General features: G+C 39.7%; 18 protein-coding genes. 10 read left to right on the top strand and 8 right to left on the bottom strand.

All coding sequences use genetic code 11. The annotated features are described in order from the left end of the window. Positions 1 to 6: 6 nt before the first annotated feature. From HC725_RS00170 to HC725_RS00160, 3 genes are read left to right on the top strand one after another with little or no spacing between them, the layout of a single operon-like run. Positions 7 to 429: a MarR family winged helix-turn-helix transcriptional regulator gene (locus HC725_RS00170; protein ID WP_190329743.1), complete on the top strand. Its 423-nt coding sequence runs from the start codon at positions 7 to 9 to the stop codon at positions 427 to 429. A gap of 19 nt (positions 430 to 448) precedes the next feature. Next, entirely contained in the window at positions 449 to 1,558 is a 1,110-nt protein-coding gene (locus HC725_RS00165) for an HlyD family secretion protein (RefSeq protein ID WP_190329742.1), read from the top strand. A 24-nt stretch (positions 1,559 to 1,582) separates the two neighbouring features. Next, positions 1,583 to 3,100, top strand: coding sequence for a DHA2 family efflux MFS transporter permease subunit (locus HC725_RS00160; RefSeq protein ID WP_190329741.1), 1,518 nt, complete (start codon positions 1,583 to 1,585; stop codon positions 3,098 to 3,100). Between the two features lie 152 nt (positions 3,101 to 3,252). On the opposite strand, the gene HC725_RS00155 is transcribed toward HC725_RS00160, so the two are convergent. From HC725_RS00155 to HC725_RS00145, 3 genes are all read right to left on the bottom strand, one after another. Next, positions 3,253 to 3,747, bottom strand: a complete 495-nt coding sequence (locus tag HC725_RS00155; protein WP_190329740.1) for a YchJ family metal-binding protein — start codon at positions 3,745 to 3,747, stop codon at positions 3,253 to 3,255. Positions 3,748 to 3,786: 39 nt separating this feature from the next. Beyond that, positions 3,787 to 4,521, bottom strand: a complete 735-nt coding sequence (gene lpxH, locus HC725_RS00150; RefSeq protein WP_190329739.1) for a UDP-2,3-diacylglucosamine diphosphatase — start codon at positions 4,519 to 4,521, stop codon at positions 3,787 to 3,789. A 138-nt stretch (positions 4,522 to 4,659) separates the two neighbouring features. Next, positions 4,660 to 5,154: a peptidylprolyl isomerase gene (locus HC725_RS00145; protein WP_190329738.1), complete on the bottom strand. Its 495-nt coding sequence runs from the start codon at positions 5,152 to 5,154 to the stop codon at positions 4,660 to 4,662. 223 nt (positions 5,155 to 5,377) lie between these two features. Between HC725_RS00145 and cysS the strand changes: the two genes are divergently transcribed. Next, complete coding sequence (gene cysS / locus HC725_RS00140) at positions 5,378 to 6,760, top strand: cysteine--tRNA ligase (RefSeq protein ID WP_190329737.1); 1,383 nt, start codon at positions 5,378 to 5,380, stop codon at positions 6,758 to 6,760. 96 nt (positions 6,761 to 6,856) lie between these two features. Then, entirely contained in the window at positions 6,857 to 7,435 is a 579-nt protein-coding gene (locus tag HC725_RS00135; RefSeq protein ID WP_190329736.1) for a thymidine kinase, read from the top strand. A gap of 79 nt (positions 7,436 to 7,514) precedes the next feature. Here the strand turns inward: HC725_RS00135 and HC725_RS00130 are convergent, their stop codons facing one another. The 5 genes from HC725_RS00130 to cmoA form a co-directional block, all read right to left on the bottom strand. After that, complete coding sequence (locus tag HC725_RS00130; RefSeq protein WP_190329735.1) at positions 7,515 to 8,486, bottom strand: alpha-L-glutamate ligase-like protein; 972 nt, start codon at positions 8,484 to 8,486, stop codon at positions 7,515 to 7,517. Positions 8,487 to 8,489: 3 nt separating this feature from the next. Next, positions 8,490 to 9,998 carry an inactive transglutaminase family protein gene (locus HC725_RS00125; protein ID WP_190329734.1) on the bottom strand — a complete coding sequence of 503 codons (1,509 nt, stop codon included), beginning with the start codon at positions 9,996 to 9,998 and terminating at the stop codon, positions 8,490 to 8,492. A gap of 87 nt (positions 9,999 to 10,085) precedes the next feature. After that, positions 10,086 to 10,862 carry an ATP-dependent zinc protease family protein gene (locus HC725_RS00120; protein WP_190329733.1) on the bottom strand — a complete coding sequence of 259 codons (777 nt, stop codon included), beginning with the start codon at positions 10,860 to 10,862 and terminating at the stop codon, positions 10,086 to 10,088. Positions 10,863 to 11,004: 142 nt separating this feature from the next. Further along, positions 11,005 to 11,976 carry a tRNA 5-methoxyuridine(34)/uridine 5-oxyacetic acid(34) synthase CmoB gene (gene cmoB, locus HC725_RS00115; protein ID WP_190329732.1) on the bottom strand — a complete coding sequence of 324 codons (972 nt, stop codon included), beginning with the start codon at positions 11,974 to 11,976 and terminating at the stop codon, positions 11,005 to 11,007. A gap of 59 nt (positions 11,977 to 12,035) precedes the next feature. Next, complete coding sequence (cmoA, locus tag HC725_RS00110) at positions 12,036 to 12,764, bottom strand: carboxy-S-adenosyl-L-methionine synthase CmoA (RefSeq protein ID WP_190329731.1); 729 nt, start codon at positions 12,762 to 12,764, stop codon at positions 12,036 to 12,038. 453 nt (positions 12,765 to 13,217) lie between these two features. Between cmoA and aspS the strand changes: the two genes are divergently transcribed. The 5 genes from aspS to cydA all read left to right on the top strand — a co-directional run bounded on the left by aspS (position 13,218) and on the right by cydA (position 19,450). Beyond that, the gene (gene aspS / locus HC725_RS00105) at positions 13,218 to 14,999 is read left to right on the top strand and encodes an aspartate--tRNA ligase (RefSeq protein ID WP_190329730.1); all 1,782 of its coding nucleotides are present in this window, start codon (positions 13,218 to 13,220) and stop codon (positions 14,997 to 14,999) included. Positions 15,000 to 15,146: 147 nt separating this feature from the next. Then, positions 15,147 to 15,668, top strand: a complete 522-nt coding sequence (gene ruvC / locus HC725_RS00100) for a crossover junction endodeoxyribonuclease RuvC (RefSeq protein WP_190329729.1) — start codon at positions 15,147 to 15,149, stop codon at positions 15,666 to 15,668. Positions 15,669 to 15,760: 92 nt separating this feature from the next. Beyond that, positions 15,761 to 16,378, top strand: a complete 618-nt coding sequence (gene ruvA, locus HC725_RS00095; RefSeq protein ID WP_190329728.1) for a Holliday junction branch migration protein RuvA — start codon at positions 15,761 to 15,763, stop codon at positions 16,376 to 16,378. Positions 16,379 to 16,426: 48 nt separating this feature from the next. Beyond that, positions 16,427 to 17,440: a Holliday junction branch migration DNA helicase RuvB gene (gene ruvB / locus HC725_RS00090; protein WP_190329727.1), complete on the top strand. Its 1,014-nt coding sequence runs from the start codon at positions 16,427 to 16,429 to the stop codon at positions 17,438 to 17,440. Positions 17,441 to 17,863: 423 nt separating this feature from the next. Beyond that, positions 17,864 to 19,450 (top strand): cytochrome ubiquinol oxidase subunit I, encoded by a 1,587-nt coding sequence (gene cydA, locus HC725_RS00085; RefSeq protein WP_190329726.1) that lies wholly within the window; start codon positions 17,864 to 17,866, stop codon positions 19,448 to 19,450. Positions 19,451 to 19,460: the final 10 nt, after the last annotated feature.

Below are 19,460 nucleotides of genomic sequence, written 5' to 3'. Positions count from 1 at the left end.
GGTTTTATGACCAGAGCACCTATTGGATATTTACTTTCTGATGTATCACGTTTGGTACGGAAAGAATTTCAGAAAGACCCATCGATGGGGCAAATGACACTCGCAAAAGCAAGAGCGTTAGGTTTGATATCGAGACATGAAGGTATAAAGCAAGTTGAATTAGCAGAATTACTTGAAATTAAACCAATGACGTTAGGAAGAATTATCGACCAGCTTGTTGAAGACGGATTGATTGAACGCCGAGCTAATCCGTGTGATCGAAGAGCGTACTTAATTTATTTATTACCTGCAGCGCAATCTGAATTAGAACGAATCAAATCAGCCAGTTTTCGTGTGTGGGGAAGAGCACTTGAAGGTTTGTCGGAGCAAGAAATCGAAGCTTTCAACCAATCGTTAGAACGTATACGTAACAATTTGTCATCTTATTAAACTTTGGAATTATTTATTTATGGCTAACCAACCAATTAATACTGAATCACCGGATCTTGAATTAAGCAAAGATCATCAGGTTGAAGTTGCATCTACGTTGCCTCCTAGGAAACCAAAGAAAAAAACAAAACGTGTCATTTTCCTTTTTGTTATTCCTCTTTTATTAATTATCGCTAGTGGTTTTATCTATCTGCATGGCGGTCGCTATGTTGAGACTGATAACGCTTATGTGAAAGCCAATAAAACACCGATTAGTTCAGAAGTTTCTGGCCGAGTGATAGCTGTCCCTGTTGTTGAAAATCAACACGTTAATGCTGGCGATTTATTAGTTAAAATTGATCCTAAGCCATATCAATATGCCGTTGATCGCGCAAAAGCCAATTTAAATGATATTCGCACTGACCTTGAAACGACCAAAGCTGAATATCAAAGTAAATTAGCGAATATTGATGTTGCAAAAAGCCAATTAGATTACGCGCGTAAAGAAGAAAAACGCCAATATGATCTGCGTAAAAAGAATTATGCATCGGTTGCTGAATATGATTCGGCGCATCAAAAGACACTGTTATTTGAACTACAGATCAATATGTTGAACAAACAATTAGACCAAGTGGCTGAAAGCTTAGGTGGCGATCCTCAAGCGCCAGTTGAACTTCATCCAAAATACCATTTAGCCCAAGCCGAATTAGAACAAGCACAGAATGATCTGAATCACGTCAATATCTATGCACCTGCGGCTGGAGTTGTATCGAAAGTCCTTGAAAAAGGTCAGTATATTTCTCCCAACACAACCACCATGTTACTGATTGCTGATGATAACTTATGGATCGAAGCTAACTTCACAGAGAAGGAAATGTCGAATGTCCAAGTTGGACAAAAGGTAGATATTGAAGTGGATTATGCTTCTGGTTATCAATGGACTGGTCATGTGAAAAGTATCAGCCCTGCTACGGGATCGGAGTATTCAGTTATTCCAGCGCAAAATGCAACGGGCAACTGGGTAAAAGTAACTCAGCGTTTACCTATCCGTATTTATATCGATGCACAAAAAGATGCACCGAAATTACGTGCAGGCATGAGTGCAATAGTAACGGTCGACACTGAGCATGTTCGTCATCTTTCCCTTTAAATATATAATTAATAAGGGGTCGAAATGAATCAGATTACAGCGAGTCAACCGGAAAAAGATGAAGGTTCGAAAAGGCTTCTAATTACTTTTTCCGTTATGCTTGCCACTATTATGCAAGCATTGGATACCACTATTGCCAATGTTGCTTTGCCACACATGCAAGGAGCGATGGGGGCGACTCAAGATCAAATTTCATGGGTATTAACGTCTTATATTGTTGCGTCAGCCATTGCCATGCCATTAACAGGTTTTGTGGCTGCAAAAATTGGTCGTAAACGATTATTTATTTACTCGGTTATTGGTTTCACGATTGCATCTGCATTGTGCGGCGCAGCTCAGTCGTTGGATCAGATTATTCTATTTCGCTTGCTGCAAGGTATATTTGGCGCGAGTCTGGTACCACTTTCACAAGCTGTATTGCTTGATACTTATCCTAAAGAACAGCATGGTTCTGCGATGGCAATGTGGGGTGTCGGAGTTATGGTAGGTCCGATATTGGGACCTTCGCTCGGCGGCTGGTTAACAGAGTATTATAATTGGCGTTGGGTGTTTTACATTAACATCCCCTTTGGTGCTTTAGCGTGGTTTGGTATTGCCGCGTATGTGAAAGAAACCAGCATTGAAGCGAAAAGAAAGTTTGATATCTTTGGCTTTGCGCTAATTGGTATTGCGATTGGGTCATTACAATTATTTTTAGATCGAGGTGAATCTCAAAATTGGTTTTCAAGTATGGAAATTGTAATTGAAGCCGTTTTAGCTGGATTAGCCTTTTATATGTTTCTTGTCCACATGTTTACCGCCAAAAAGCCTTTCTTAGATCCTATCATGTTTAAAGATAGGAATTTTGTGGTTGGTTTAATTGTCGGGTTTATGATGGGGATTGTGTTGCTAGCAACCATGGCATTATTGCCACCGTTTATGCAAAGCTTAATGGGATACCCTGTGCTAGATGTTGGTCTTCTATTGACCCCACGTGGCTTTGGTACCATGATCGGTATGCTGATTGTTGGTCATTTAGCTCGGAAAGTTGATTTACGTTATTTAATGGTGGTTGGAGTCTTATTGATGATTCTCTCGCTTTGGGAAATGACGCTTTTCACTGCAGAAATCAGCTCTTGGGATATTGTTAGAACTGGTGTAATACAAGGCTTAGGTTTGGGTTTAGTTTTTGTACCATTATCAACTATGGCTTTCTCGACTTTAGCACCTAAATTTAGAACCGAAGGTACGGCGTTATTCAGTTTGATACGTAATATTGGCAGCAGTATTGGGATCTCGGTTGTAACAACGTATTTAGCCCACCGGGTACAGATTAACCATGAGACATTTTCTCAGTATATTACCTCATTCAGTTTGCCGTTAAAGATGGCTTCGGAGCATGGCATGTACGATATATCTACACAGGTTGGATTAATGTCGATTGATGCAGAAGTGAATCGACAAGCGGCTATTTTAGGGTATTTACAAGATTATCGTTTAATGATGTTTGTATGTTTTATCATGCTGCCATTGTTGTTTTTACTCAAGCGAGCTAGAGATTAATAATTTGCCTAAGTAAAAGTAAAAGTAAAAGTAAAAGTAAAAGTCCAATATCAAATCAGATATTGGGCTTTTTATTTTATGTTCGTTTTATTTATCATCTTGATGATATTCAAATTATTTAAGGTGTATCTTGTATCAGTATATTTGGTTTTTTAGCCACAACACTTTTTGAATTTTTTGCCACTTCCACAAATACAAGGGTCATTACGACCAATTTTTAAGCTTTGGATGGTTTGAGTAAGTCTAGGATCAGTGAGTGTTGGTTCTGGTGGCATAAAACCATCAATGTATGTCCAAAGTCCATCTTCTTTCACAAAACGAGAATGTTCATGTAAACAGAACTCTTGTTCATCCTCTTTGAAATAAGCTTTAAATTCTACATAGCCCTGATCGTTTTCAACGGCGCTAGTGTTTAACACGTCTAACCGACACCATCGGCTTTCAATCGAATCAATAATCGCCGTACGTTGTTCTTCTGCATGACAAGATGAGTGGTAAGTTTCTATAACAAAATCAACCAGCTTTAGAGCATGTGCAGAGTAACGTGCACGCATGAGTTGTTCTGGCTTCTGTGCTTGCTTGCGATCGTTATGAATAGGCTGACAGCATTGTGAATAGGTAAGGTTACTACAACAAGTGCAAAGCATAGAATATCTCTTCTTTTAGGTCTACTTACGACGGTGAGGTCATTTATTGCTAATAAATTGACGTGTTTGTAATGACGTTGATTCTGGTGTACAAACTAAAACAGAACCTTGTTCATACCAATCACCTAATACAATACGAGTGGCAGTGCCATCACTAGTTTCAAGACTATGAACAAAAGGGCGGTGAGTATGCCCATGGATCATTTGAGTGACATGATAAGACTCTAGAACTCGTACCACTTCACTTGGCGTGACATCCATAATATTCATTTGCTTGGTCTGTTTGACTTGCTTAGCTTTATTTTGAACATGAGACACAATCTTTTGACGAATAAATAATGGAATACGTTTAAATAAGAATTGCAGCCAAGGTTGATGAACTTTAGTCCTGAAATTTTGATAGTTTTCATCCAATGTACATAAGGTATCACCATGTAAAATAACCGTTGGTGTTCCATAAAGATCAATCATACAGACGTCATCCAACAATGTGATTCCAGTTTGTCGGCAAAATTCTTTCCCGAGTAAGAAGTCTCTATTTCCTTGAATGAAGTAACAATTGACACCTTGTTGAGTTAATGTCGAAAAAGCCTCTTTAATGGTTTTGCTAAATGAAGAATCCTCATCATCACCAATCCAAAATTCAAATAAATCGCCTAAAACATATAAAGACTTGGCTTGTGGCGCTTCGGTTTGCATAAAGTGCAGGAAGCAAGCCGTGATATCTGGTCGAAGAGGTGAAAGATGTAAGTCTGCAATAAAAAGCGTTGTCATTAGGTTGTGATCATCATTTAGAGGAAGGACTTGAGTAATTACTAGGGTAGGGCAAAAGAAGTAAAAGATAAACAATAGTAATGCGAGGCAAATAAAAAGGAGAACGCTGTCTCCCTTTTATTTGTTAACACCGAAGGATTACGCTTCGATTGTTGTACCAGTGATCAGCACGTCTTCTAGCGGAACATCTTGATGCATACCGTAAGAACCAGTGTTTACATTTTTGATTTTTTCTACAATATCCATACCTTCAACTACTTCAGCAAATACACAGTAGCCCCAGCCATTCATTGATTCAGATTTAAAATCAAGGAACGTATTATCATTCACGTTAATGAAAAATTGTGAACTCGCTGAATGCGGCTCCATAGTACGTGCCATTGCTAATGTACCTGTTTTATTACTTAGGCCATTGTTTGCTTCATTTTGAATCGTTGCACGAGTGGTCTTCTCTTTAAGGCCTGATGTCATGCCACCACCTTGAACCATGAATCCATCAATAACGCGGTGAAAAAGAGTATTGTCGTAGAAACCATCTTGACAATATTGTAAGAAGTTAGCGCTGGTTAATGGTGCTTTTTCTTCGTTAAGTTGGATCTTGATATCACCGAAATTAGTATGAAGGATGATCATGATGTAGTCCTTTCTATATTGAGTTTAATAAGGTTTAGATGGGGTGATTTTATAGTAAGTTTAAGTGAAAGCAACCGTAAGACTTGCGAGATGAATATTTGCTCAGATGAATGCTTAATAAAACGGCAGATAAGGGCATGAAACTATGCATGGTTATCGACTTACTTTTCGCTTTGGGTATAATTAAGGATTCGAATGTTTCCCCAACGAATAGATAGAGATCATGTTAAAAATATATAACACATTGACCCGACAGAAAGAGGAATTCAAACCCATTCATGCTGGAAAAATTGGCATGTATGTTTGTGGGGTAACTATTTATGATCTTTGTCATATTGGCCATGGGCGTACTTTTGTGTCTTTTGATGTTATTTCTCGTTATTTGCGCTTCTTGGGATATGACCTAAATTTTGTCCGCAATATTACCGATATCGACGATAAAATCATTAAGCGCGCCGCTGAAAATAATGAAAGCTGCGACGTTTTAACCGAGCGCTTAATTGGTGAGATGTATACAGACTTTGATGCTCTGAATATTAAGAGACCGGATGTTGAGCCACGTGCAACGCATTACATTAAAGAGATCATCGAATTAGTTGAAAAGCTGATTGAGCGTGGTTTTGCTTATGTAGCGAGTAATGGTGATGTTATGTTCGAAGTGAAAAAATTCGAACAATATGGAAAACTATCAGGGCAAGATCTTGAGCAGCTTCAAGCTGGTGCGCGTGTCGATATTGAAAGTGCGAAACGAAGCCCAATGGACTTTGTGGTTTGGAAAATGTCGAAACCAGGCGAACCAACGTGGGAATCACCTTGGGGGCCAGGTCGTCCTGGTTGGCATATTGAGTGTTCAGCCATGAACTCATCTATCTTAGGTAATCACTTTGATATTCATGGTGGAGGCTCTGATCTACAATTTCCTCATCATGAAAATGAAATTGCACAATCGTGCTGTGCACATGACACCCCATATGTGAATACGTGGATGCATAGTGGTATGGTAATGATTGACCGTGAGAAGATGTCGAAATCATTAGGTAATTTTTTCACTATTCGTGATGTATTAAAGCATTATGACTCTGAAACTGTGCGCTACTTTCTTATGTCTGGACATTATCGTAGCCAATTAAATTACAGCGAAGATAACCTTAACCAAGCGCGTGCTTCCCTTGAGCGTTTATACACCTCTCTACGTGGATTGGATTTCTCGGTTGCTCCTGCTGGTGGCGAAGAGTTTGTCGCTCGTTTTAGCGCGGCAATGAACGATGACTTCAATACGCCAGAAGCTTATTCGGTGTTGTTTGATATGGCGCGTGAAATTAATCGCTTAAAGACAATTGATATGTCAAAAGCTTCCGCATTGGGTGCATTAATGCGTGAGTTAGCCGATGTGATTGGTATCTTACATCAAATACCAGAAAGCTTTTTACAAGGCGAGTCGAGTTCAGATGATGAAACCGCTGAAATTGAGGCTTTGATTAAACTGCGTAATGATTCTCGTGCATCTAAAGATTGGGCTAATGCCGATCTTGCTCGTGATAAATTAAATGAATTAGGCATTGAGTTGGAAGATGGATCAGAAGGGACAACTTGGCGTCGTAAGTAATTTTATATGTTTTTGAATGAAAGGCTGGTCATTAACCAGCCTTTTTTATAACGCTATATTTTAATAATAACTTTAAATATTACATAGGTATTTTTCGTGGCTCAGATGTATTTTTACTACTCGGCAATGAATGCGGGTAAGTCGACTACTTTACTCCAATCTTCTTTTAACTATCGTGAACGTGGTATGAATGCGGTGATTTTCACAGCTGAAATAGACAATCGAAATGGTGTTGGAATCGTCAGTTCACGTATTGGTCTACAGTCTGATGCGCATTTATATAATTCAGCAACCGATATGTTTGATGCGATTAATACCTTATATCAAGATGAAAAAATTCATTGCATTATGATTGATGAATGCCAATTTTTGTCAAAACAACAAGTTTACCAATTAACCGAAGTTGTCGATAAGTTACATGTGCCTGTTCTTTGTTATGGTTTACGCAGCGATTTTTTAGGCGAGCTTTTTGAAGGTAGCCAATATTTATTGGCGTGGGCTGATAAGCTGATTGAACTTAAGACGATTTGTCATTGTGGCCGTAAAGCCAATATGGTGGTGCGGTTGGATGAAAGTGGTAGGGCGATTGCAGAAGGTGATCAAGTAGCCATTGGTGGTAATGATCGTTACGAATCGGTTTGCCGAGTGCATTATAAAGAAGCGTTAGGAAAATAGGTAAACACTGTGTCGTAGGCATAAAAACCGCAGATCAATCTGCGGTTTTTTAGGTTTAAGCTTTGGATCTTATTCTGCTTTAGAATTGTGGTTTTGCTGAAAAATGCTTTGCAGCATAAGCAACACGCTCAGCAGGTTTTGGATACTCTAATGGAACACCCAAGTTTTCAATATGATGTAAGCGAGGCAGAAGACCTGCGCCATTGGCGATCTGAATAGCAAGCCCAGGGCGAGCATTTAATTCGAGTACCATTGGGCCTTCTTCTTTATCGAGCACCATGTCAGTTCCCATATACCCTAATCCAGTCATCTCCCACGCGCTTGATGCTAGAGTGAGTAGTTTTTCCCAATTTGGGACAACTAACTGATTCAGTGGTTTATCGGTATCTGGGTGATGAGAAATAGGGTGGTCAAATTGAACCGCACGAACTGCACGACCTGTCGCAATATCCAGACCCACGCCAACTGCGCCTTGGTGTAAGTTCGCTTTACCATCAGACGCTGCTGTTGAACAACGCATCATCGCCATAACCGGGTAGCCTTTAAATACGATTACTCGAATATCAGGCACACCTTCATAACTAAAACCATCGAAAGAAACATCATCAAATTTGATTAAGTTCTCTACGACTGCAACATCATTTTTACCACCAAGTGAAAATAACCCGGCGAGAGCATTACTGATATGACGCTCAACGTCTTGCTCATTAATGGCGTGACCAGATGGCTTTATATAAACCCCATCTTTATGTGAAATGACAACAAGAATGCCTTTTCCACCAGAGCCTTGTGCTGGTTTAATTACAAACCCAGGCCAATCTTTCACCATGGCATGAATTCTTTTTACTTCAGCTTGTTGAGCAATCACACCAATCAGTTTAGGCACGGTTGCACCATGTTGCTGGGCAATTATTTTGGTTTTTAGCTTGTCATCAACTAAAGGGTATTTAGAACGATCATTATAACGACTAATAAAGGCGCTATTACGTTTATTCATACCCATGATGCCTTTTGCATTTAACTTTTGCGGTGAAGTAAACATTGAAAACATGGCTTAGTCCTCCGCAAGTGGTTTGAATCTTTTTAGCTCAAGTAAGCGGTATCCAGTGTAATTACCAAGCGCTAGGATACAGGCCAAGATAATGAACTGAGTACCAATAAAGTTAAAGGTGAAATGTTGAACATAAGAGTTCGTCATTGCTAGATAGATGAGCACTGCAGTAAGCAATGAACCGCCACCTTGCATTAAGACTTCCTTCGCACCTTCTTCTTCCCAAAGAATCGACATACGTTCAATGGTCCACGATAAAATAATCATCGGGAAGAAGGTAATAGTGAGCCCTTGAGTTAGGCCGATGTTAAACGCGACAATAGTGAACACAGAAATGATCAATATTACCGTAATAATCACCGCGGATATTCGGGAAACAAGAAGTAAATTCAGCTTAGATAAGTAGCCTCGAATCACCAGACCTGTTCCGACGATCAATAAGAAACCTACAATGCCGGGTAGTAATTGTGTTTGTACAAACGCAACCGCAATCAATACTGGCATAAAAGTACCAGAGGTTTTTAAGCCAATTAAAACGCGTAAGAAAACAACGATTAATGCACCAATTGGGATTAACATAATAGTTTTAAACATCGACTGCTCTTCAAGCGGTAAGCTATGGATAGAGAAGTTGAGTAAGTTATCTGCGACAATTTTTTGTTTCGTGGCATTATTTGGTGATACATCGTGAGAAAGCATAGAAAAGTAAACTTTACTTTGTTTGCCTCCAATCACATCTAGTAATGAAACGTTAGACTCGTCCCAGATAAGCATGTTATCAGTGACGCCTTGTACGTTTGTTTCTGAGTTAAATAGTGTCCATGCTTTACCATCCCAAACTTCAATCATTGGAATAATAGATTGGCGACGACGGCCATCTTCCATTTCAACTACACCGACCGTCTTGCTGTAAATTTTATTTGTCGCTAAAAGCTTAGAAATAGCGTCCACTTTACTAAAATCATCGAGCAGTAATGAAGCATTTTGATTATCGGGATCATTAAATTGTTTAATGATTTCACGAGTTAATGTTCCATTGTCTGAAGAGCGAGCAGAAGCTTGCTCTAAGATTGATGTGGCAGCTGCTTGCTGAGGGCCAGTAAAGGTTGGCTCGATAAGGTCTGCTTCAATCGGTGGGATAGTGGAAACACTTGCTTGAGGGTCAACTAAAAACTGGGTTTTATAATAAATAGTCTGCGGGCCGCTTGCATGGCGGATTGACCATTCGGCACGGCGTCCAGTATCGGTGTTGACATAAGAAAGCCCGTAACCTGAAGAGGAAGCGCTTTCATCAACTAGCGTAAACCCATTTTGAGTATGGGGCGCTGCGAGTGATACTTTTACTGGGCCATCTGAGGCAATGAATTCGACTCGTGCTTCTACATCCCAAACCTGGCGTGTTTCACCTGGAGTCCAAGGTACACCATAATTTTCATGGCGCATGATACTAAGAGCTATTCCCGTTGCAATAAGAATGGCAATGAGAAAATAAAATGGCACTCTAGACGTCATAATGATTCCTTAAATCTGTCTATAAATTGTTATTGTTTTAGTATATCTAATTTAATGGATATCTAGTTGATATTATTTAATGACGGTCTATTTTATATCCGACTTGTTCTGGGGTTTTTGGATGAATTTTCGGCTTACATCCACAACTGCAATATCTTGGATGAACTCTCGACCTAGTAATATTGGGTAATCCATCTGTGAGCGGTCAGCAAGTGTAAATTGTGCTTTCTCATGTATTGAACCAATTTTAATCCACAATTCAACCACCGCGCGGCGCTCTAGTTTTTTCTCTTCGGTTGATTGACGAATCTTCACATGTCGAATAATCGGGGCTTCAACCCATTTTCTGACTTCTGGATCATTATCGTCTAAAACATGAAATCTTACCCAGCGCTTGCCATTACGATCAAACTCTTGCATATCTGCTGCATTAATCGAGGAGGTTGTCGCGCCAGTATCTATACGGGCGGTAAATTCCGATTTGATTACATCAATATAAAGATACTCTAAGGAACCGAGTGCAACCATGCCGGCTTTTAAATCAGGAACTGTGCTGGCGAGTAAAGTAGGGTTAGGCGTGCTTTGAGAGGCATTTTTTGCCGGTGCAGAAGTTGTTCTTGTATGGCGTTGATTTTTTTTAAGCGTTTCCACTTCATTGCTTAAATTAATAATCGACGCTTCTAAACTTTCAATGTAATCCGTTTGGTTGCTTAAATTTAAATTGATTTCTTGAAGCTGAGAGGAAAGCTTTTGCTCACTTTCTGACATAGCATCAAGTGTTTTCTTTGAGTACTCATCACTATTCATTAATGCACAACCAGAAAGCAGTAATAAAGGTGTAAGACTTGCGATTTTTTTGAACATACTAAGTAGTTGTTAACCTTTTAAGTAATGATGAACGTTTGATAATTATTGATATGCTAAGTGCTTGTTAGTCAAAGTTTAGCTTATCTCAATCTTGACGTGAAGTATGCAATATTTAGCTTGAGTGACCATATTCATAAAATTAAGGATTAGTTGCAATTAAAACGGCGCGGCGCGGAGCAGGATAGCCTTCAATCGTTTTGTCTGGGTCATTGGGATCTAAATAATCAGGCAATGAATTATGCGTCATCCAATCGGTAGTACGCTGCTCTCCGACAGATGTGATATTTTCATCAACGATTTTGACGTTAATAAAACCACACTTTTCTAGCCACACTTTCAACGCTTTAGCCGATGGAAAAAAATAAACATTACGCATCTGAGCATAGCGATCAATGGGAACTAAAACGGCATTCTCATCACCATCAATAACCAAAGTTTCAAGAACTAACTCACCACCTGAAACTAATTGATTTTTTAATTGGTATAAATGGTCAAGTGGTGATCGGCGATGGTACAGCACTCCCATACTAAAAACAGTATCGAATGCTTTCAGTTCTGGAAGTTGCTCAATGCCTAAAGGTAAAAGATGAGCGCGTTGATCATTGCCCATTAGTTTACGAATAGCTTCAAACTGAATAAGAAATAGATGAGAAGGATCGATGCCAACACACATACGAGCACCAGCGCCAAGCATGCGCCACATGTGGTAACCATTACCACAACCTACATCTAATACAGAGCGATGTGTTAAATCAGAAATGTGGGGTAAAACTCGATCCCATTTCCAATCGGATCGCCATTCCGTATCAATATTTAACCCGTGAATATGGTATGGACCTTTACGCCAAGGGTGAAATGTGCGCAATAAGCTTTCGAGTTTTTTTTGCTCGCCAATCGAGATCGGATGCTTATTGTCAATACGGACTTCATTACTGAGAATAACTTCGTCGGGTACTTGGTCAGTAATTTTATTTAAAGCTTTCACCCAGCGTTCGAAATCACCATGTTCGGCATTTTGCCAATCCGTTAATTGCTGAGGCAACGTATTTAGCCAAGACTGTAAGCGAGGATCTTGCGCAATTAGTTGATAGAAATTAGCAAAATTAAACATAAAATTTATTTCTTTTATTAAGTGAGTGTATGAATATTTTGGGATGTTGATTTATGTCGTTATTTTATGGCGAACATTGACCCAAAATTAAAGCATTGGAACCAGACTTCGTAACTGCTAAAACCAATGGTTTTAAAGCGTTCTTTGTGCGCAGAAATGCTGTCAGGTTTCATCACATTTTCGATGGCGCTACGTTTTTGACTAACCTCTAATTCGCTATAACCATTGGCTCGTTTAAAGTCGTGGTGTAAGTCAATTAACAGCTCATGAGCCACATTATTCTTGAAGATGTATTTTTCCGATAAAATTAAAATTCCACCAGGACGTAATCCAGCATAGATTTTTTCGAGCAGGGAATAACGATCTTCAGGAGAGAGGAACTGTAAAGTGAAATTGAGTACAACGACGGAAGCATTTTTAATTTCAATGTCACGGATATCTGCTTCTATCACTTGAACAGGAGTCTCTGAACGATAAGCATCGATATGGCGCTTACAACGTTCAACCATCGCTGGTGAATTATCTACAGCAATGATGTTGCAGTTTTCTTTTTGGATATGGCGACGCATTGATAAAGTTGCTGCGCCTAACGAGCAACCTAAGTCATAAATATGAGAATTTGATTTTGCAAAGCGCTCTGCAAGCATACCGATAGCTGAGATGATATTACTGTAGCCGGGAACCGATCTCTGAATCATATCAGGGAATACTTCGGCAACTTTTTCATCAAAAGTGAAATCACCCATTTTTTCAATTGGTGCTGAAAAAATAACATCACGCTGGCTCATATGATCTCGCTTAGCAATTCGTTGGAAATATCCTTTTGGTAATAGGGCAATTAGCCAATTACTTTTGGATTTATCATCATGAAATATGAGCCTTTATTTTAAGGCAACTTGGCAGCTTCTGCTATGGGGTTGTGACTATATTTTATATTATTTCATCAAGCTGACAGAAATGGATAAAAGTTGGCCGTAAATTGTTTGTTGTTTAGCCGGATTTAGGTTGGATAGCTATTTGATGATGAGTAAGTTGAATAACTATTGAGCATTTTTTGTTTATTCGAATTAAATCTATAGAAAAGGTGATAAATTAGTGCGCTTATGGTCGATTTTTGTTGCCTTTCCAAGTATAAATAACGGATATAAATTAGTGCGGCACTTTTCAATTGTTGAAACTTCAATAGTTGAGGGTATTTGTCGTCTTTCGAACAATAAATTAAAGAGATTGGGAAATTCATTATGCGCACCCAGTATTGTGGTCACCTGAACAAAACCCTTGCGGGACAAACTGTAGAACTTTGCGGCTGGGTTAATCGCCGCCGTGATCTAGGCGGTCTTATCTTCATCGACATGCGTGATCGCGAAGGTATTGTTCAAGTTGTCATCGATCCAGATATGACAGAAATTTTTACAGAAGCCAACCAATTGCGTAATGAGTTTTGTATAAAGCTGACTGGTGAAGTACGTGCGCGTCCTGATACTCAAATCAATAAAGATATGATGACGGGTGAAGTCGAAGTTTATGCCACTGGCCTTGAAATCATTAATCGTTCTGAGCCATTACCACTGGATTTCAATCAAACTAATTCAGAAGAACAGCGCCTAAAATATCGTTATATTGATTTGCGTCGCCCTGAAATGAGTGACCGTATAAAATTGCGTGCTAAAGCTTCTAGCTTTGTTCGTCGTTTTCTTGATGAAAATGGATTCCTTGATATTGAAACACCAGTATTGACTAAAGCAACGCCTGAAGGTGCTCGTGACTATTTAGTACCAAGCCGTGTTCATAAAGGCAGTTTTTACGCATTGCCACAGTCTCCACAGCTGTTTAAACAATTATTGATGATGTCTGGTTTTGACCGTTATTATCAAATCGTAAAATGTTTCCGTGATGAAGATTTACGTGCTGATCGTCAACCTGAATTTACTCAAATCGATATCGAAACATCGTTTATGTCAGCAGAACAAGTTCGCGGCGTAACTGAAACAATGGTTCGTAATATGTGGCAAGAGCTGCTGAATGTCGATCTTGGTGATTTTCCAATTATGCCTTTCTCTGAAGCGATTCGTCGCTTTGGTTCAGATAAACCAGATCTGCGTAACCCTCTTGAGCTCGTAGATGTGGCTGATCTAGTAAAAGATGTTGAGTTTAAAGTATTTTCTGGCCCAGCAAACGATGAAAAAGGTCGCGTAGCCGTTATTCGAGTTCCTGGTGGTGCATCACTTTCTCGTAAGCAAATCGATGAATACGGCAGCTTTGTTGGTATTTATGGTGCTAAAGGCTTGGCATGGATGAAGGTAAACGATCTTGATGCTGGCTTGGAAGGCATTCAATCTCCTGTGGCGAAATTCCTGAACGAAGACGTGATTAAAGGTATTTTACAGCGTACAGGCGCTCAATCTGGTGACATCATTTTATTTGGTGCAGATAAAGCGAACATAGTCTCTGAAGCGATGGGTGCATTACGCATTAAATTAGGTAATGACTTACAGTTAACTGATAGCGATGCATGGAAACCACTTTGGGTGATTGATTTCCCAATGTTTGAGCAAGACGATGAAGGAAACTTGCATGCGATGCATCATCCATTTACATCACCGTTAAATATGACGGCAGAAGAGCTGCTTGCTAATCCTGCGACTGCTAATTCAAATGCTTATGACATGGTTATTAATGGTTATGAAGTTGGCGGTGGCTCAGTTCGTATCCATAATACGGAGATGCAATCGGCGGTGTTTGGTTTACTTGGTATTGAAGAGTCAGAGCAACGCTTGAAATTTGGTTTCTTGTTAGACGCACTTAAATATGGCACACCACCACATGCAGGTTTAGCGTTTGGTTTGGACCGCTTGGTTATGTTGCTATGTGGAACCGATAATATCCGTGATGTGATCGCATTTCCTAAAACAACGGCCGCGGCTTGTCCATTGACTAATGCACCGAGCCTTGCTAATCCAGCGGCGCTTGAAGAGCTTTCAATTGCGGTTGCTATCGCAAAAGATAAAAAAGAAGAAAAATAGTTAAGCCTACGATTATACTCAAGCAAGATGGGTATTAATGCTACTAGGTTTGATTAATCAACGCCTACATTCTATTGATTAGTGTGTAGGTGTTTTGTTTTAAAGCTGCTTAACTTTAATACAGCTTGGTTGCCAAGAAGGGAATACATGACAATTATCCTTGGGATTGATCCCGGTTCTCGAATCACTGGCTATGGTGTGATCCGCCAAGAAGGGCGATATCTACAGTATTTGGGCAGTGGTTGTATCCGTATGTCAGAAAAGGAATTGCCAGGTCGTTTAAAGCAAATATATGCAGGTGTTTCTGAGATTATTACCCAGTTTCAGCCAGATGTGTTTGCGATTGAACAAGTCTTTATGGCGAAGAATCCTGATTCAGCGCTTAAGCTTGGGCAGGCTCGGGGCAGTGCAATTGTCGCTGCCGTCAATGCAGATTTGCCAGTATTTGAGTATGCGGCGCGTTTGATCAAGCAATCCGTGGTAGGAACTGGCGCGGCAACGAAAGAACAAGTACAGCATATGGTTCAAAGTATGTTGAAATTATCCGCTAAACCACAGGCGGATGCAGCGGATGCATTAGGTGTGGCTATTTGTCATGCCAATACCAACAAAACCCTCATAGCTTTAGCTGGCCAAGCTAGTAGTTCTCGCCGTGGCCGTTATCGATAAATACTCCTTTCAAAATCAATATGTACTGGATGTTTATCCAGTAAGTTATTATGATTAGGCAATTGTAAAATAATGAATGAAAGGAAAGTCGAGTGATTGGTCGTTTACGTGGGATCATTATTGAAAAGCAACCTCCGGAAGTTTTAATTGAAGTGTCTGGTATTGGGTACGAAGTACAAATGCCGATGAGCTGCTTTTATGAACTGCCTAATGTGAATGAAGAAGCCATTATTTATACTCACTTTGTCGTACGAGAAGATGCACAACTTTTGTATGGTTTCAATACTGTAAAAGAGCGTGCTTTATTTCGTGAAGTGATCAAGGCGAATGGTGTTGGGCCAAAGCTTGGCTTAGCGATCTTATCGGGTATGACAGCTTCTCAGTTTGTCACTTGTGTAGAGCATGAAGATGTAACAACGTTAGTTAAATTACCGGGTGTTGGTAAGAAAACAGCGGAACGTCTTGTGGTTGAAATGAAAGATCGATTGAAGGGGTGGACAACTCATGATTTGTTTACGCCGGCTACGGATGCAGCGCCGATGGATTCTAGCTTCAATTCTCGTTCTAATCATGCAGAAGATGAAGCTGTTAGCGCATTAATTTCTTTAGGGTATAAACCACCAATGGCTTCTAAAGTGGTTGCTCAAGTTGCCAAACCTGATATGAGTAGTGAAAACATTATCCGTGAAGCACTTAAGTCAATGGTATAAGATGTCTTCTCTAAATTCCTTTAACTTTTTTAGTTCCATAGGTCTCCAATGATTGAAGCTGATCGCTTGATTGCTCCTGAAAACCCAGTATTTCGCGATGAAGAAATAATTGATAGAGCAATACGTCCTAAAAAGCTAGCGGATTACCGTGGGCAAGATCATGTGCGTGATCAGATGGAAATTTTTATTAAAGCGGCGCAATTACGCAGTGAGCCATTAGACCATTTATTGATTTTTGGTCCTCCAGGTTTAGGTAAAACGACATTAGCCAATATTGTCGCTAATGAAATGGAAGTCAGTATTCGAACGACGTCGGGTCCAGTGCTGGAGAAGGCGGGTGATTTGGCCGCTTTACTGACAAACCTTGAAGCTAACGATATTTTGTTTATTGATGAGATTCATCGTTTAAGCCCAGTGGTTGAAGAGATTTTGTACCCAGCGATGGAAGATTATCAACTCGATATCATGATTGGTGAAGGCCCAGCAGCACGTTCTATTAAAATTGATTTACCTCCTTTCACACTAATTGGTGCAACTACTCGCGCTGGCTCATTAACTTCTCCGTTACGTGACCGTTTTGGTATTGTGCAGCGCCTCGAATACTACAAAATTGAAGATCTACAGCATATTGTTAAGCGCAGTGCTGATTGCTTAGGTCTTTCGATGGAAGAGGAAGGTGCTTTAGAGGTTGCTCGACGAGCAAGAGGAACACCTCGAATAGCTAATCGGTTGTTACGTCGAGTTCGTGATTACGCAGAAGTGAAAGGAAATGGCCATATTTGTGCCGATACCGCAGATAAAGCGCTGAATATGCTGGATGTGGATAACCAAGGCTTTGACTATATGGATAGAAAACTACTTTTAGCCATAATGGATAAGTTTTCAGGTGGTCCTGTTGGGCTTGATAATTTATCGGCGGCTATTGGTGAAGAGAAAGACACGATTGAAGATGTTATTGAGCCGTATTTGATCCAGCAAGGATACTTGCAAAGAACACCAAGAGGACGAATTGCCAGCGATCGGGCTTACCTTCATTTTGGTATTGATAAACAGGATAATTAAAAATGTAACTAAAGGATAATTAAGAGTAATTATCCTTTTTCCATACTTGCATCTCCACTCCAGTCTTCTACAATTCTTCTGCTCATATCTCGATACTTTTAATTTTTAAACGTTGTACTGTTCAAAGTCTATCATTAATACTTAGATACACTTTGTTTTTATGTTTTAGCAAAATAGAGAGTGTTGCGATGGTGGTATTTGATATGTATCAAAGAAAGTTTTTTGAAAAACCTTTTGAAAGGTGGATCTTTAACAAGTAATATTAGCGTTAGCTATATTAGATAATACTTAACAATATAACAACAAACTTGGCACAACTTTGTAACAACCGATATTGACTGTTATAAACGTGTCGACATTAACCATCCTAATCGTTATTGATACCTCATTATGGGTGTTTATACGAAATAAAAAGGAGTTACCATGATTGATGTTGTTGATCTATCGCGGTTGCAATTTGCAATGACAGCGATGTATCACTTCCTATTTGTTCCTCTGACTCTCGGTATGGCATTTTTACTTGCCATCATGGAATCAGTGTATGTAATGACAGGAAAGCAAATCTACAAGGACATGACCAAGTTCTGGGGTAAGCTTTTTGGTATTAACTTTGCTCTTGGCGTAGCGACTGGCCTAACGATGGAGTTTCAGTTTGGTACTAACTGGTCTTACTATTCTCATTATGTAGGTGATATTTTTGGTGCTCCTTTGGCCATTGAAGCCTTAATTGCTTTCTTCTTAGAATCAACCATGGTTGGCCTTTTCTTCTTCGGTTGGGATCGGTTATCTAAGCGTCAGCATTTAACGGTAACGTGGTTAGTGGCTATCGGTTCTAACTTTTCTGCGCTTTGGATTCTTATTGCTAATGGTTGGATGCAAAATCCAGTCGGCTCAGAATTCAACTTTGAAACAATGCGCATGGAAATGGTTAGCTTTTCTGAAGTGATCTTTAATCCTGTCGCACAAGTTAAGTTTGTTCATACTGTTGCAGCCGGTTATACCTGTGGTGCGATGTTTATTCTAGGTGTAAGTTCTTATTACTTATTAAAAGGCCGTGATATTCCATTTGCTCGTCGTTCTTTTGCGATTGCTGCGTCTTTTGGTATGGCTGCCATTTTATCCGTATTAGTACTGGGTGATGAATCTGGTTATGAAGTTGGTGAAGTTCAAAAAGTGAAGCTTGCTGCGATAGAATCTGAGTGGAATACCGAGCCTGCTCCTGCGGCATTTACTGCATTTGGTTTACCTAACCAAGAAACAATGAATACTGACTACGCCATTAAAATCCCATATGCAATGGGTATAATTGCAACTCGTTCATTGGATAAACAAGTTACGGGCTTAAAAGATCTGAAAGCTGAACATGAAGTCCGTATTCGAAACGGTATGATTGCTTATGGGTTGCTTGAGAAATTGCGCGCTGGTGATAAATCAGAAGCGAATGTTTCAGCATTCGATGAAGTGAAACATGATCTGGGCTACGGTCTATTGTTAAAACGTTACACGGATAAAGTAGTTGACGCATCAGAAGAGCAAATTAAAGCTGCTGCGGATGATTCAATTCCGACGGTGTGGCCTATCTTCTGGTCGTTCCGAATCATGGTGGCGTGTGGAATTATTATGCTAGCCGTATTTGGTTTTGCCTTTATTCAGACTTGTCGCCAAAAAATCACCCAGAAACCGTGGTTGTTGAAAGCGGCTCTATTTAGTATCCCACTTCCTTGGATTGCTATAGAAACGGGTTGGTTTGTCGCTGAGTTTGGTCGTCAACCATGGGCGGTAGGTGAAATATTGCCGACGTACGTTGCTGCATCTGCATTATCTCGTGGTGAAATATTAACTTCAATTTTCGCAATTATTGCACTTTATACGTGTTTCTTAATTGCAGAAGTTTATTTGATGGTTAAGTTTGCACGTAAAGGTCCTAGTAGCTTGAAAACAGGACGTTATCACTTTGAGCAAAACGATACTTCTTTAGAAAGTAAAGTTTCTCGTCAAGTCGAAATTTAAGCAGAGGATA

It is taken from the genome of Vibrio sp. S17_S38, from assembly GCF_014694375.1.
Lineage (GTDB): Bacteria > Pseudomonadota > Gammaproteobacteria > Enterobacterales > Vibrionaceae > Vibrio.
This window is presented reverse-complemented; position numbering and strand designations above follow the sequence as displayed.